Genomic DNA, 14,671 nt, shown 5'->3' with positions numbered 1-14,671 from the left:
GATGTTTGTCCAAGATGATGATTTGTGCGTATAAGCGGACCATCCATCGGTATATACAAATATCCTGTTCAAAGAGAGGGAACTGGCGATGATTTCTTTAGTGGTTTTCGTCGTACCGGATGAATCCGACCGGGAATGGTTTCACAACTTTTATATCGAGCACCGGAAGCTGATGATGGTGACCGCGGAATACTACCTCCCCTCCCGCCAGGATGCTGACGACGTGGTTTCGGACAGCCTGGTCGCGCTGTTCCAGAAAATGGACACCCTACGTTCCATCGATGAGAATGCCCTGCGGTATTACATTATCCGGACGGTCCGGAATACCGCGTTCAATCACATGCGGAAAACCAAGCAGACGAACCTGCATTTCCTGCATGTGTCCGACAGCGTGAAGGAGAACATGGCGGATGAATCCAATGTGGAAGTCCTGGTCCTGTGCCGGGACGACCTGGACATGGTCCGCGACGTGGTCCGGGACCTGCCCGAAAAGGAACGGGAAGTGATCTTCCTGAAATTTGAGGACGGGCTGGACAATGAGGAGATTGCACAGATTCTGAATGTTTCCACCAACAGTGTATACCGGTATATCAACCGTGCCAGGGAGCACATCAGGGAACGCGCCGAAAGGAGATACGTGCATGAATCTTAATCAGGATACCACACTGCACGGTCTGGAAGACGAATATATGGACGACCTGATCCGGCTGGCCGTTAAGCGGGAACGTATGCGGGAAACGGAAGAAATCCTGAAGCTGAGCCGGGAGCCGGTAACGCCTGAGGAAGAGAGCCGGCTGGACCGGATCTGGTCCCAGGCGCTGGCCGGAATGGATGAGATCAATAACCGGAAAAAGAAAGAACGCCGGAACCGGACCGTGAAGTCCGTCCTGGTCAATTTCAGCCGGGTTGCCGCTTGTTTGGCGGTTCTCATCATGATCGGCGCCGGATTTGCCGTTGCCACCAACAGCACCTTCCGCTCCGCCGTTTACAGGCTGTTCATTACTGAGGATGCCGAAAACAACGTCATCAATATGAGCTTCATGAAGGATTCAGAAGCCGCATTTGACGTTCCGGAAAGCTGGCTGGGCATATACTTCCCCACCGCCATTCCGGATAATTTCACCATTACAGCTGAACTTCCTGACCCCGATATGGCATTCATCGAATACACCGGCGAAAACGAAAGGTCCTTCTCCATTACTGAATCCTCTGAAGGAGTCGGTGCATTCACCAATAATGGTGAAGTCAGGGAAGTCGAAATCAACGGCTACGTTGTGCATGTCATCGAAAAGCAGAATCCTTCAACGATTGAAGCCAACTGGGCAACAGACGACAGATGGATTACGCTGAATACCCAGAATATGACCTGGGATGAAACCCAGCGCCTGATCGAAAGCTTCCGCCGGGTCATCCGCGAAAATCCATAACAGGCAGTCATTTATATATCGGGTTCCCGGAAACGGGAACCCGGTTTTTTATGGGATGCATTATTCGCAAGGAAATGATATACTCTTATCAAACTGAAATAAGGCAGAAGGATCGATATGGAGCGCAGGAAAGGGAAAAAAACACATCATCGCAGGGTAAAGCTGCAGATGGTTGTTTTACTGCTGCTCTTTACCCTGCTGGCGACCCTCCTGACCGGCTGGATCCTCTATGACCGGACTTCCGACCAGGTGATCCGCGATACCTGGCAGCAGCAGGAAGCCCTGGTCCGGAGCGCCTGCTCCGCGGTCAACCGGGAAATCGAACAGGTCCGGACCTTCTCCTGGCAGCTGGGCAACGACAACGGAGTCCAGCGGTACCTGCACCTGGCCGAGGAAACGCCGACCGACATCCTGGCGAAGCGCAATATCATTGAAAAACTGCAGCAGATGAAAGCCTTCAGCAATACGATGGCCGATATCGGCATCTATGCGGAAGGGCTGGATATCATCATTACCGGGGAAAGCAGCTACCATTCCGCGGACTATTACGCCCGGATTGACGGCATCACCCGGCAGGATATGGAGGAAAAGCGCTCCATCCCGGGCTCCGTGGCGCTGAGCCGCTATGCGGGCCGCGGCACCGTGAGCCGGATCCTGAGCACCGAACCGGTGCTGGCCTTCGTGAGCAGCCTGCCGCTGAATACGCAGGCCGGGGAAAGCTACGCCTTTTTTCACCTGAACGCGGACAAGCTGGCCGCCTGCCTGCCGGAAAGCGACGCCGGCACGCTGCTGCTGACGGACGCGGAAGGCAATCCTGTACTGGCGGCGGACACCCCGGATTCCGGGGAAGCCTGCCGGGAATATATGCGGGAAAAGCAGAACCGGATCCGGATCGGCGGCAGTGAATACGGCGTGCTGGGCCTGGAAACCGCCTCGGACGGGCTGTTCTGCATGGCAGTCATTCCTTACAGCGAATTGCTGAAGCCCAGCCTCCGGCTGCGCGACGTGGTGATGCTCGTGATGGGCTCCTGCATGGTGATCGGCCTGCTGGGCGCGGTGCTGGCCAGCAAGCGCCTGTATGCCCCGCTGGAACGGCTGATCGGCAACGTCCGGCAGATGTGCCACAGCCTGCCCGAGGAAACGCGCGGGAACGAATACAAAATCCTGGATGACGCGATCCACACCATCACCGCGGAGAACCATGAGCTGACGCTGTCCAACCGGGAAGTAAACCGCCTGCTGAAAAACCGGCTGCTGAACGACTGGATGGAAGGCCGCCTGCGGGGCAGCACAGCTGACACCCTCGGAAAAGCCGGCGTGGACCTCCCCTACGACCGGGTCCAGGCCGCGGTGGCGGAAATGTCCCCGCGGGACCTGGAACGCCTGGAAATGAACAGCGGCATGAACACAGCCGACCGCATGGAAGAGCTGGCTGCCGCCGAGGACCGGGGCCCCATGAAAATATGGTGTGCCCGCCGCACGGACGGCCGGATCCTGATCCTGTTCAACATCGATTCCCGGCACCCCGCGCCGGAAGGGATCTACCAGTACCTGCAGACCTGCCGGGAGGAGATTTTCGGCGGAACCGCCTGCGCAATCGGCGTCGGGCGCGCCTATGAAAAGGACCGCGTATCGGACTCCCTGGTGGACGCAATGCTCGCGTTGCGCAGCGGGGAGGAAAAGAACCGGGACATCTCCTTTGCCGAGGAAATCCCGGATATCCCGAACACGGAATATACGCTGACCGCAGAACAGCAGCTGATCAACCAGATCCTGAGCGGGCGGGGAAAGGAAGCCTCCGCGCTGGTCAGCATGCTCTGTTCCCCGGAAGAGGGCAGCGCCATTCCCCGGACGGAGCTGGTCCGGGCGCTCCTGTTTACGGTCCGCCGGGCCGCCCGCCAGGCCAATATGGAAGACCGGATGGAAGAGATCCTCCTGGAATGCGGTTTCCAGCCGGACCGGATGCCCGCCGCGCCGGACGCGGAAGACCGCCTGTGCCGGGTGGTGACGGAACTGGCCGGCTGCATGAACATGGACGTCAGCAGCCAGGAAGAGAAGCACTACGCCCGGCTGACCGAATATATCCGGAACGGGTTTATGCGGGATATCTCCCTGGACAGCGCAAGCGAAGCGCTGGAAATGTCCCCGAGCTATATCGGCCTCATTTTCCGGAAGGTGGGCGGAACCAGCTTCCTGAAGTACCTGACGGATATCCGGATGGAGGAAGCCAAACGCCTGCTCCGGACCACCGACCTGACGCTGCGGGAAATCGGCCTGCGGGTCGGAATCGAAAACCAGAATACGCTGATCCGCACGTTCAAAAAGGCGGAAGGCATTACGCCCGGCCAATACCGTGTGGCAGATCAGTCGATCCATTCGCAGAATGGATGATCCCCTTTCATCATTTCTGAAACCGGTTTGGCGGAATTGCGGATAGTCCGGCCGGAAAACATGTGCTACCTTCAGAGCATGGAGGTGGCAAAATGCATAGATCAAAAGGCGCGCTGCTGAGGCGCAGGATCTGGGCGTCCAGATACCTGTACCTGATGTTTTTGCCCGTCTTTCTTTATTATGTCATATTCCGTTACGCGCCGATGCTGGGCCTTTCCATCGCCTTCAAGGATTTCAACGCCTTCCTCGGATTTGAAAAAAGCCCCTGGGTGGGGTTCAAATACTTCCGGCAGTTCTTCAATTCCATTTACCTGTGGCGGCTGCTCCGCAACACCCTGCTGATCAACCTGTATGACCTGCTGTTCAACTTCCCGGCGTCCATTATCCTCGCGCTGCTGCTCAACGAGGTGCAGAACCGCCGGTTCAAAAAGGTCACCCAAACGATTACCTACCTTCCCTATTTTGTTTCCAGCGTGGTGATCGCCAGCATGGTGGTCCAGTTCCTGTCTCCCTCCAGCGGAATCATCAACAACCTGATCGCGGCCCTGGGCGGGGAACGGCAGTATTTCCTGGTCCAGCCGGAAGCGTTCCGCCCGATCTATACCCTGATGCAGCTGTGGAAGAACATCGGCTGGAACTCCATCATCTTCCTGGCTGCCATCAGCGGAATCAACGGCGAGCTGTACGAAGCCTGCATGGTGGACGGCGGCGGATACCTCCGCCGGATGTGGCATATCACGCTGCCCGGGATTGCCGGAACCATCGTGGTGCTGCTGATCATGCGGCTGGGCCATATGATGGACGCCGGGTATGAAACCATCCTGCTGCTGCAGAACAACGCGAACCTGGAAACCAGTGACGTCATCGGCACCTATGTTTACCGCCGCGGCCTGAAGGGCGGGGAATACAGCTACGCGACCGCCGTGGGCATGTTCCAGAGCGTGACCGGCTTCGCGCTGGTGATCTTTGCCAACTGGCTGAGCCGCCGCTACAGCGAAACAAGCCTTTGGTGAGAACGCCGCGCAGGCAGAGGATGCGGAGGAGATACAGATGGATCAGATATCAGCATACCATCCCCACGGGATTCGGGTTTCGGCCAGCCGGCGGATATTCCTGGCCGCCAATACCATCATCCTGCTGGCGATCAGCTTCATCATGCTGTACCCCGTGCTTTACGTGATCGCCGCCTCCTTCTCCGAGGAAACGGCCATCCTGCGGGGGGACGTGGTGTTTATCCCGGTAGACGCGCATGTGAAAGCCTACCAGAAGGTATTCCAGTATCCGCTGCTGTGGCAGAGCTACGGGAATACCCTGCTGTATACCGGTCTCGGAACCGTCATCAACCTGGTCCTGACCGTGTTCGGCGCCTGGGCGCTGAGCCAGAAAAAGATGGTGGGCCGCCGCTTCTTTACCCTGATGTGCACCTTCACCATGTTCTTCAACGGCGGCATGATCCCGACCTTCCTGGTGATCCGGGAGCTGCGGCTGCTGAACACCATCTGGGCCATCCTGCTGCCGGGCGCGGTCAGCACCTACAACATGATCCTGATGCGCACGTTCTTCATGCAGATTCCCCAGAGCCTGGTGGAAGCCGCGGAACTGGACGGGTGCCGGGACTTCGGCGTGCTGTTCCGCATCGTGCTGCCGCTGAGCCTGGCCAGCCTGATGACCATCGGCATGTTTTACGCCGTTGCCCACTGGAACAGTTACTTTACCGCGGTGCTGTACCTGAGCAAGCCAGAGCTGTATCCGCTGCAGATCATCCTGCGGCAGGTGGTTCTGCTGAATGAGATTGTGGAGAATTCCAGCAGCACGGAAAATGTGATGGCAGAGGGAATCAAATACGCCACCATCGTGGTGGCCATGCTGCCGATGCTGTGCATCTATCCCTTTGTGCAGCGCTACTTCGTGAAGGGTGTGCTGATCGGCTCCGTGAAGGAGTGACCTTCCTTTCGGTCTGACCCCCGGAGGCTGGGGTTTTGATATTCACCAATATAAAAGGAGGAGAAACCATGAAACACATTTCCCGTCTCCTGGCGCTGCTCCTGGCAGTCGCCCTGCTCCCGCTGGCTTTTGCCGCCACGGCATCCGCGGATGAACCCGTCACGATTTCCATCTGGGGTTCCGACCGCGAGAACATGCCCTTCCGCAACGGCCTGATGACCATTGACATCCTGCAGGAAAAACTGGGGATCAACATCAACATCATCTCCGCACCGACCGAGAACCTGGCGGAGAAATACGGCCTGCTGATGGCCAGCACCGATATTCCCACCATCGTGCAGTACAAGGCAAAGGACCTGCTGCTCTACAAGGACGCGTGGATTCCGCTGAATGAGCTGGTCAACGAGACCGACACGCCGAACCTGTGGAAGGTGTACAGCGATCCGGAAATCCGCCGGAAGGTCTCCGACGCGGACGGCAACATGCGGTTCATCGGACAGCGCACGGCCATCACCGCCGGCAAGCTCTTCTTCTGGCGCCAGGACTGGCTGGACAAGCTGAACCTGGAAACCCCGAAGACCACCGAGGACCTGTACAACGTCTTCAAGGCCATTAAGGAAGGCGACCCCAACGGAAACGGGGAAGCGGATGAAATCCCCTTCGCCGTGCGCAAGAACGGCAGCACCAACCGCGAGAATGTGATCCACTTCATCGACAACTGGGGAATCGCCGAAACCTTCTTCGCGGAGGACGGAAAAGTGAAGTTCGGCGCGACAGATCCCCGGATGAAGGACGCGCTGGAATGGCTGGCCCGCTGCTATGCGGAAGGCCTGCTCGACAAGGAATACCTCACCCGCGACAAAACTTCCTGGTACAGCGCATGGACCAACAACCAGGTGTTCATGAGCTATGACTGGAGCGCTTACATTGACAACGTCGGCAACCTGTTCAAGAACGTGGAAAGCGACATCAACATCGTCGGCGCGGTGCCCCCGGAAGGCCCCACCGGAATCAGCGAGACCCGCGACCAGCTGCAGCCCATCACCGTGGATGAAGACTGGAACGCCGGTATCTACGTCGGCGCAAGCGAGGAGCAGAAGAAGGCGGCCCTGAAGCTGCTGGACTACGTCTACAGCGAGGAAGGCATGATCCTGATGAACTTCGGCGTGGAAGGCCAGCACTTCAACATCGTGGACGGCGACTACAAGTACTCCGACCTGATCATGAACAACCCCGACGGCCTGTCTCCCCAGGACGCGCTGCGTTCCTTCGGGATCCAGAGCATGCTGACCCTGCTGCAGGACGCCCGCTATGAACGCGCCTTCGTCAGCGACGAGGTCAACCGCATCCGCGATATCTACGAGCAGGAAGGACACATCGGCGACGCGTTCCCGACGCTGGCCTTCACCAATGACGAACAGGGCATCATCAACGAGAAGTACACCGAAATCGAAACCTACGTGAACGAAATGATCGACAAGTTCATCATGGGTGTCGAGCCGCTGGACAAGTTCGAAGACTATGCCGCCCAGGTGGAAAAGATGGGCCTGGCCGACGTACTGGCGGTTTACCAGGCTGCCTACGACCGCTACATGAAGTAAGAGGAAACCTCCTATAAACCCCGGGAACGGACACATACCTGTCCGTTCCCACTTTTTTTCCCGAAACAATGCAGGGGGGACGCAACAGCAACAGCACAGGGGGACGGTCCTTTTGTGCACATATGCACAAAAGGACCGTCCCCCTGTGCTGTTCAAAAGGACCGTCCCCCTGTGTTGCTGTGTTGCTGTTCGTTGTTCTCTATTTTCTGACGATCCCGATACTTAACCCTGTTAAGCGGCTGATCTGGCGTATCGATAATCCGGATTTCCGGAGGATCGGCACATAATGATCCGGATGGCTTGCGATTATACGCTGGCAGTCAGCCATGTCTTTCCCGCCGGCAGTCTCCAGAATAATATCCTTCGCATCCCTCTCATTCAATCTTGAAGGTGTTTCATCCATGCAAGCATCATCTGACGGCATTTTCAGGAAATCCAGCAGCGCCTGCTTTCCGGTCATTTCTTCCGCAAAGGAAGTATCCGTAATTCCACCACCATTGAAATAATCCCGTGCGCTGCTGAAAGGATACTGATCCGCAGCTTTGCAGATACCCGCTTTCACCGGATTATACAGGATATAACGAAGCACAGTAAGAAAATAGGCGTTGTCCTGTACAGGCTCACTTCTGTAGCGATCCTGGAAAAGATGACCTGTCCGGGAGTACTTCGCATTGTACCATACGACAAACCTTGTTCCGATTCTTTTCATGACTTGCGGAAGGGGCTCCTCCCCTGTCTGCAGCAGCAAATGAACATGGTTTCCCATCAGGCAGTATGCATAAACGGAAAACTGACTGATCTCCCTGCATTGTACCAGGATATGAAGGAAAAACTCCCTGTCTTCCTCATCCAGGAAGATCTGCTGACGGTTGACTGCCCGAAGCATCACATGATAAATATTGCTTTCACAAAGTTTTCTTGCAGTTCGTGCCATTCCTCATCACCCACTCAATTGTACCGTATCGCGCCTGCATCGTCAACACAAAAGGACCGTCCCCTTGTGTTTAACGAAAACGGCCGCGGGCAAATGCCTGCGGCCGGGATTGTTATGGGAATCAGAACCGCATCCGGTCCTCGATGTACTTGCGCACGTCGCACAGCTTCACGCGCTCCTGCTGCATGGTGTCGCGGTCGCGGATGGTGACACTCTGGGTCTCCTCCGTCTCGAAGTCCACGCAGATGCTGAAGGGCGTGCCGATTTCATCCTGCCGGCGGTACCGCTTGCCGATGGATCCGGTTTCATCGTAATCCACGGGGAAGTACTTCGCCAGGTCAGCGTGGATCTGGCCGGCCAGCTCGCCCAGCTTGTTCTTCTGCAGGGGCAGGACCGCCGCCTTGAAGGGCGCCAGCGCCGGATGCAGGTGCAGCACGGTGCGGACGTCGCCGCCCTCGAGCTCTTCCTCGTCATAGGCGTTGCACAGGAAGGCCAGGACCATCCGGTCCACGCCCAGGGACGGCTCGATGCAGTACGGGATGTACCGCTCGTTGGTCACCGGATCCAGGTACTCCATGCTCTTGCCGGAGTGGTTCTGGTGCTGGGTCAGGTCGTAGTCGGTCCGGTCCGCCACGCCCCACAGCTCGCCCCAGCCGAAGGGGAACAGGAACTCAAAGTCCGTGGTCGCCTTGCTGTAGAAGGCCAGCTTCTCGGGCTCATGGTCGCGCAGGCGCAGGCTCTCTTCCCTGATGCCCAGGCTCAGCAGCCAGTCGCGGCAGAAGGAGCGCCAGTAGTTGAACCATTCCAGGTCCTCGCCGGGCTTGCAGAAGAACTCCAGTTCCATCTGCTCGAACTCACGGACGCGGAAGATGAAGTTACCGGGGGTGATTTCATTCCGGAAGGATTTGCCAATCTGGGCAATACCGGCCGGCAGCTTTTTCCGGGTGGTGCGCATGGCGTTCTGGAAGTTGACGAAGATACCCTGGGCCGTTTCCGGACGCAGGTAGATCTCGTTGGCGCTGTCCTCGTTCACGCCCGCGAAGGTCTTGAACATCAGGTTGAACTGCCGGATGCCGGTGAAGTCCTTCTTGCCGCACACCGGGCAGACGATGTCATGCTCCGCGATGAACTTTTCCAGCTCCGCGTTGGTCCAGCCGTCGCCGGTTTCCGCGCCCTGGGTGAAGTCCTCGATGAGCTTGTCCGCACGGAAGCGGGCCTTACAGGCTTTGCAGTCCATCAGGGGATCGTTGAAGCCGCCCACATGGCCGCTGGCCACCCAGACTTCCCGGTTCATCAGGATCGCGCAGTCCAGTCCGGTGTTATACTTGCTTTCCTGCACGAATTTCTGCCACCAGGCCTTTTTCACGTTGTTCTTGAATTCCACACCCAGCGGGCCGTAGTCCCAGGTGTTGGCCAGGCCGCCGTAGATTTCACTTCCCGCGAAGATGAATCCCCGGTTTTTGCACAGCGCTACCAGCTTGTCCATGGTCAGTTCAGCCATTGTCGTATTCCTCCGTCTTTCTCCAGTATCAGAATAGTGCATCCACAAAGTCCTTCGCGTTGAAGGGCTGTAAATCGTCAATTCCCTCGCCGACGCCGATATACCACACCGGCACCTCCAGCTCCTGCCGGATCGCCAGCGCGATGCCGCCCTTGGCGGTGCCGTCCAGCTTCGTCAGGATGATGCCGCCGATCTCGGCGACCTCCTTAAATGCCCGGGCCTGGATCAGCCCGTTCTGGCCGGTGGTCGCGTCCAGGGCCAGGATGCAGCGGGTATCCGCTTCCGGGTACTCCCGGTCGATGACCCGGCGCATCTTGCTCAGTTCATCCATAAGGTTCTTCTTGTTGTGCAGCCGGCCCGCCGTATCGATAATCAGCAGGTCCGCCTGCTGCGCCTTCGCGCTGCGGATCGCGTCAAACACGACTGCCGCGGGATCCGCGCCTTCCGCGTGCTTGATGATCGGCACCCGCGCGCGCTCCGCCCACACGGTGAGCTGCTCGGCCGCCGCCGCGCGGAACGTATCGCCCGCACACAGCATCACCTTGCGCCCGATGGACTGGAACCGCAGGGCCAGCTTGCCGATCGTGGTGGTTTTGCCGACGCCGTTGACGCCGACCATCAGCATGACCATGGGCCACTTCAGCGGCGGGCGCGGAATATCCATCTGCTCCACCATGATCTGCTTGAGCATCTCCCGGGCTTCGGCGGCATCCTTCACCTTGCCAGCCTTGACCCGGTTGCGCAGGTCGTCGATCATCACGGTCGTCGCCTTCAGCCCGCAGTCGGCCATCAGGAGGATGTCCTCCAGCTCCTCATAGAAATCCTCGTCGATCTTCCGGTTTTCCCGGACCATATCGTCGACTTTCTCGGTCATGTTGCCCCGCGTTTTGCTCAAGCCTTCCCGCAGGCGGGCAAACAATCCCTTTTTCTTCTCTTCGCTCATCGCTTCTCCTTATATGCCCAGGATCCGAGCGGCTTTCAGCACGCACACCTGGGTCTTGGCATCGGAAATCTTTCCGTCCATGACGTCCTGCACCAGGTCCTTCAGCGGGACCGTGTACACATCCAGGAATTCATCCGCGTCCAGGTCCTGCGCGCCCCGGTGGAGCCCGCGGGCCAGGTACATGGTGATGTACTCATCGCTGTATGCCGGGGCGGGATGGAAGGGCCCGATCTCCTGCCAGCTGTCGGCGGTGTAGCCGGTCTCTTCCCGCAGCTCCCGCTGGATGGCGGAAAGCCGGTCCTCATTCGCCGCGTCCAGCTTGCCGGCGGGGATCTCCAGGATCACCCGGTCCAGCGGATAGCGGAACTGGCGTTCCATGATCACGTCGCCATTGTCCAGCACGGGAATCACGCAGACCGCGCCGATGTGGCGGATCACTTCCCGCACGGCTTCCGCGCCGTTCGGCAGGGTCACCATATCCCGCTTCACATGGAGGACCACTCCGTCAAAGATATCCTCCGACGAAGCCTGCACCTCCCGCAGGCGGGCATTCTCTTTCTCAGGATCAAAATACATGGGACATGCCTTCCCGGCTTACGCCTTCGGCGCGATGGTCGCCTTGATGCGGCGCACGCCGGCAGAGGAGGATTCTTCCTTCTGAATCTTGAAGGAGCCCAGGTCTCCGGTGTTGGCCGCGTGGGGGCCGCCGCAGATTTCGAAGGAATACTCGCCCATCTTGTAGGTGCGGACCTTCTCGCCGTACTTGCTCTCGAACAGGCCGATGGCGCCCTTGTCCTTGGCTTCCTGCACGGTCATTTCCTCGCAGACCACCGGCACATGGGCGTCGATCGCCACGTTGACCAGACGTTCCACTTCCGCGATCTCTTCGGGAGTCATCTTCCGGCCGAAGCTGAAGTCGAAGCGCAGGCGCTCGGTGGTGATGTTGGAACCCTTCTGGGCCACTTCGTCGCCCAGGACCTTGCGCAGGGCCGCCTGGAGCAGGTGGGTCGCGGTGTGCAGCTTGGCGGTTTCTTCGTTCCGCTCGGTCAGGCCGCCCTTGGCCGCGCCTTCCTGCTTGCTGATGGCTTGGTGTTCCTTGAACGCTTCGGCAAAGCCCTTCGCGTCCACGGTGAGGCCTTCCTCGGCCGCCAGTTCCTCGGTCAGTTCCAGCGGGAAGCCGTAGGTGTCGTACAGGCGGAAGGCCTGCTTGCCGCTGATTTCGGTTTCCGGCTGGTAGGCCGGATCCTTCTGGGCCATGAACTCATTCTTGCGGCGGATGCCGGTGATGCACTTGTTGAACTCCTTCATGCCGGTGACCAGCGTCGCCTCAAAGCGGGCGGCCTCCTTCATGATTTCGTCCAGGATGTAGGCTTCCTTCTCCACCAGCAGCGGATACGCTTCGTCGTAGATCTGCTCGATGAAGATCTTGCTGACCTCCGCCAGCACGGAGGACTCGAGGCCCAGCTGCCGGGTGTACCGGATGGCGCGGCGGAGCAGGCGGCGCAGGATATAGCCGGCGCCGACGTTGGACGGCAGGATGCCGTTCACGTCGCCGATGAGCATCGTGGAGGTGCGGATGTGGTCCGCGACGATGCGCATGGCCTTCTGCGCTTCGGGATCCTCGTCATATTTCTTCCCCGATCTCTCCTCGAGATGCTCGATAACCGGCCAGAACAGGTCGGTCTTGTAGCCGTCGGTGAGGCCGTTGAGGAAAGCCAGCATGCGGTCCAGGCCGAAGCCGGTGTCCACGTTCTTGTTGGCCAGCGGGGCGTACCCGTCGGCGTTCTTCACATACTGCATATACACGTCGTTGCCGATCTCGACATACCGGCCGCAGCCGCAGGCCGGGCCGCAGTTCGGGCCGCAGGCCTTGTTGTGCCGCGGGTAGAACCACTCGTTGTCAGGGCCGCAGGGCGTACCGGTCGTACCTTCCAGCTCCCACCAGTTGTCGCTCTTGGGCAGGTAGAAGATATGCTCCGGCTTGATGCCGACTTCCTTCAGCAGGCTGGCGGTCTCCTCATCCCGGGGAGCGGCGTCGTTGCCCTCGAAGACGGTGGAGCAGATCTCGTTTCCGTCCAGGCCGAAGACCCGCGTGAGCAGGTCGTAGCTCCACTGGGTCTTCTCCTTCTTGAAGTAGTCGCCCAGGGACCAGTTGCCCATCATCTCAAAGAAGGTGAAATGGGTCGGGTCGCCGACGCTTTCGATATCCACCGTACGGACGCAGCCCTGCACGTTGCACAGGCGCTTCTTTCCGGAGGGATGTTCCTTGCCCAGCAGGTAGGGCATCAGCGGCTGCATGCCGGCCACGTTGAACATAACGCCGGTGCTCCCGTCGCCGATCAGCGACACCGCGCCGATATTGATATGGCCCCGTTCCTCGTAGAAACGGATCCAGGCGTTCCGCAGTTCCTTGGAAGTAATACCTTTCATACTCAAACTCCTTCCGGATCAAGACCCGAATGATCTTCAAACGTACCCGGACATTATAGCAAAACGCCCGGCTGATTGCAAGAAAAATCAAGGCTTTGAGGCAATATCCGGCATCTGTCCGGCGGCGGTTGACATCCGGTTTACCGGCGGATACAATGGGCGGGTAAAGACCGCACCCACGGAGGGAATATATGCGCATTGTATTTGTCCGCCACGGAGACCCGGATTACGCCCATGACTGCCTGACGGAAAAAGGACTCATCCAAGCCAAGCAGGCCGCCGTCCGCCTCCGGGAGGAAGGGATTGAGGAAATCTGGTCTTCCCCCATGGGCCGCGCGCAGCAGACCGCGGCCGCCGCGTCGGAAGAGCTGGGCCTGCCGGTGAAAACGCTGGACTTCATGCACGAGCTGAACTGGGGCAGTGCCGATGGAGAACCGATCTTTTCGAACGGCCACCCGTGGGACATCGCGGATGAGCTGGCCCGGCAGAACTGGAACCTAAACCGGCCGGACTGGGCGGAGCACCCGTATTTCAAAAACAACATCGTAACGGAGAACGTCCGCCAGGTCGAAGAGGGCATCGACAAGTGGCTGGAAGGACTCGGATACGTCCGGGACGGCTTCTACTACCGGAGCACCCTGCCGGACAACCGGCAGCGGACGGTGGCGCTGTTCAGCCACGGGGGATCCTCCGCCGCGGCGATGGGCCATATCCTGAACCTGCCGTTCCCGTATGTGTGCGCGCTGCTGCACCTGGAGTTCACCGGCATCACCATTATCCGGATGGACCGGAACCCCGGCGCCGCCGCGCTGCCCTGCCTGGAGCTGGGCAATGACGGAAGGCACATCCACGGCACCAGCTACCACCGCCTGGCCGATATGTAAAAACAAAAACCCGCTTCCGCCTGTGGAAGCAGCCCCTGAAACAACGGAACCGCCGCATCCTGCGGCGGTTCATTTCTTTACGATTTTCCGGAATGCCTTTTTGAATTTCCCCTGCAGCGTGGAGGCTTCCCGCTGGGCGACCACCGCAGCCAGCGCGCCGCTGCGGTAGATATTGTTGTCCGGGCACCGGCGCACAGCCTCCCGGAAGGACTGGTGCGCGCTTTCGTACTGCTCCATGGCCATCAGCACACGGCCCTGCATGTAGTACCAGTCGCCGTCCCGCACGTCGCTTTTCATCAACTGGCGCAGCGCACCCTCCGGGTTGTCCCGGGCCAGCGCCCGCTCCGCCATCAGCACGGCGGCCGGGGCCGGAATCTCGGCCATGGGGGACGCGATCGCGGCGGCCGCCTTCGGCGACGCCAGGCGAAGCGCCTCCTCATAGGCCAGGTTCAGCGCCACCATGCGGTCCTGCGCTTCCTGCTTCTGCACCGGGTCCTGGATCATGTCGGGATGGCACTGCTTGACCAGCGTCCGGTACGCCGCCCGGATCTCGTCCTGGTCCGCCCAGCCCTTCAGGCCCAGCACCTCGAACGGATTGTTCATCTCTGCCCCCTCC

13 protein-coding genes are annotated in these 14,671 nt (G+C 59.1%); 7 read left to right on the top strand and 6 right to left on the bottom strand.

The window, feature by feature from the left end; all coding sequences use genetic code 11:
- The first annotated feature begins 88 nt into the window (after positions 1–88).
- The 6 genes from JNO48_07730 to JNO48_07705 all read left to right on the top strand — a co-directional run bounded on the left by JNO48_07730 (position 89) and on the right by JNO48_07705 (position 7,363).
- Complete coding sequence (locus tag JNO48_07730) at positions 89–652, top strand: sigma-70 family RNA polymerase sigma factor (protein ID QTE67109.1); 564 nt, start codon at positions 89–91, stop codon at positions 650–652.
- On the top strand, positions 642–1,427 hold the full coding sequence (locus JNO48_07725; GenBank protein ID QTE67108.1) for a DUF4367 domain-containing protein: 786 nt from the start codon (positions 642–644) through the stop codon (positions 1,425–1,427). The genes JNO48_07730 and JNO48_07725 overlap by 11 nt, the downstream gene beginning before the upstream one ends.
- A gap of 117 nt (positions 1,428–1,544) precedes the next feature.
- The gene (locus JNO48_07720; GenBank protein QTE67107.1) at positions 1,545–3,818 is read left to right on the top strand and encodes a helix-turn-helix transcriptional regulator; all 2,274 of its coding nucleotides are present in this window, start codon (positions 1,545–1,547) and stop codon (positions 3,816–3,818) included.
- Positions 3,819–3,910: 92 nt separating this feature from the next.
- Entirely contained in the window at positions 3,911–4,831 is a 921-nt protein-coding gene (locus JNO48_07715) for a sugar ABC transporter permease (protein QTE67106.1), read from the top strand.
- Positions 4,832–4,868: 37 nt separating this feature from the next.
- The gene (locus tag JNO48_07710) at positions 4,869–5,762 is read left to right on the top strand and encodes a carbohydrate ABC transporter permease (protein QTE67105.1); all 894 of its coding nucleotides are present in this window, start codon (positions 4,869–4,871) and stop codon (positions 5,760–5,762) included.
- A 68-nt stretch (positions 5,763–5,830) separates the two neighbouring features.
- A complete protein-coding gene (locus JNO48_07705) occupies positions 5,831–7,363 on the top strand; it encodes an extracellular solute-binding protein (protein ID QTE67104.1) in 1,533 nt (510 codons plus the stop codon).
- 199 nt (positions 7,364–7,562) lie between these two features.
- On the opposite strand, the gene JNO48_07700 is transcribed toward JNO48_07705, so the two are convergent.
- The 5 genes from JNO48_07700 to JNO48_07680 all read right to left on the bottom strand — a co-directional run bounded on the left by JNO48_07700 (position 7,563) and on the right by JNO48_07680 (position 13,162).
- Positions 7,563–8,297 (bottom strand): transposase, encoded by a 735-nt coding sequence (locus tag JNO48_07700; GenBank protein QTE67103.1) that lies wholly within the window; start codon positions 8,295–8,297, stop codon positions 7,563–7,565.
- Positions 8,298–8,418: 121 nt separating this feature from the next.
- Positions 8,419–9,798 carry a glycine--tRNA ligase gene (locus tag JNO48_07695; protein QTE67102.1) on the bottom strand — a complete coding sequence of 460 codons (1,380 nt, stop codon included), beginning with the start codon at positions 9,796–9,798 and terminating at the stop codon, positions 8,419–8,421.
- Positions 9,799–9,826: 28 nt separating this feature from the next.
- Positions 9,827–10,741, bottom strand: a complete 915-nt coding sequence (gene ftsY / locus JNO48_07690; protein QTE67101.1) for a signal recognition particle-docking protein FtsY — start codon at positions 10,739–10,741, stop codon at positions 9,827–9,829.
- Positions 10,742–10,750: 9 nt separating this feature from the next.
- Positions 10,751–11,317 (bottom strand): NUDIX hydrolase, encoded by a 567-nt coding sequence (locus JNO48_07685; GenBank protein ID QTE67100.1) that lies wholly within the window; start codon positions 11,315–11,317, stop codon positions 10,751–10,753.
- An 18-nt stretch (positions 11,318–11,335) separates the two neighbouring features.
- Positions 11,336–13,162, bottom strand: coding sequence for an alanine--tRNA ligase (locus tag JNO48_07680; GenBank protein QTE69712.1), 1,827 nt, complete (start codon positions 13,160–13,162; stop codon positions 11,336–11,338).
- Between the two features lie 200 nt (positions 13,163–13,362).
- Here JNO48_07680 and JNO48_07675 point away from each other — a divergent pair, with 200 nt between their 5' ends.
- Entirely contained in the window at positions 13,363–14,055 is a 693-nt protein-coding gene (locus tag JNO48_07675; GenBank protein QTE67099.1) for a histidine phosphatase family protein, read from the top strand.
- Positions 14,056–14,124: 69 nt separating this feature from the next.
- Here JNO48_07675 and JNO48_07670 read toward each other — a convergent pair whose 3' ends face one another.
- A complete protein-coding gene (locus tag JNO48_07670; GenBank protein ID QTE67098.1) occupies positions 14,125–14,658 on the bottom strand; it encodes a DnaJ domain-containing protein in 534 nt (177 codons plus the stop codon).
- Between the last annotated feature and the right edge of the window lie 13 nt (positions 14,659–14,671).

It is taken from the genome of Clostridiales bacterium, from assembly GCA_017569285.1.
GTDB lineage: Bacteria > Bacillota > Clostridia > Christensenellales > Aristaeellaceae > Aristaeella.
The sequence above is the reverse complement of the archived record's forward strand: the minus strand, read 5'-3'. Positions and strand labels throughout refer to the sequence as shown.

Excerpts from the sequence above, each read along its gene's own strand:
- JNO48_07695 (QTE67102.1), bottom strand. The coding sequence starts at position 9,798 with ATGGCTGAACTGACCATGGACAAGCTGGTAGCGCTGTGCAAAAACCGG.
- JNO48_07710 (QTE67105.1), top strand. The coding sequence starts at position 4,869 with ATGGATCAGATATCAGCATACCATCCCCACGGGATTCGGGTTTCGGCC.
- ftsY (QTE67101.1), bottom strand. The coding sequence starts at position 10,741 with ATGAGCGAAGAGAAGAAAAAGGGATTGTTTGCCCGCCTGCGGGAAGGC.
- JNO48_07675 (QTE67099.1), top strand. The coding sequence starts at position 13,363 with ATGCGCATTGTATTTGTCCGCCACGGAGACCCGGATTACGCCCATGAC.
- JNO48_07730 (QTE67109.1), top strand. The coding sequence starts at position 89 with ATGATTTCTTTAGTGGTTTTCGTCGTACCGGATGAATCCGACCGGGAA.
- JNO48_07725 (QTE67108.1), top strand. The coding sequence starts at position 642 with ATGAATCTTAATCAGGATACCACACTGCACGGTCTGGAAGACGAATAT.
- JNO48_07715 (QTE67106.1), top strand. The coding sequence starts at position 3,911 with ATGCATAGATCAAAAGGCGCGCTGCTGAGGCGCAGGATCTGGGCGTCC.
- JNO48_07685 (QTE67100.1), bottom strand. The coding sequence starts at position 11,317 with ATGTATTTTGATCCTGAGAAAGAGAATGCCCGCCTGCGGGAGGTGCAG.
- JNO48_07700 (QTE67103.1), bottom strand. The coding sequence starts at position 8,297 with ATGGCACGAACTGCAAGAAAACTTTGTGAAAGCAATATTTATCATGTG.
- JNO48_07670 (QTE67098.1), bottom strand. The coding sequence starts at position 14,658 with ATGAACAATCCGTTCGAGGTGCTGGGCCTGAAGGGCTGGGCGGACCAG.
- JNO48_07705 (QTE67104.1), top strand. The coding sequence starts at position 5,831 with ATGAAACACATTTCCCGTCTCCTGGCGCTGCTCCTGGCAGTCGCCCTG.
- JNO48_07720 (QTE67107.1), top strand. The coding sequence starts at position 1,545 with ATGGAGCGCAGGAAAGGGAAAAAAACACATCATCGCAGGGTAAAGCTG.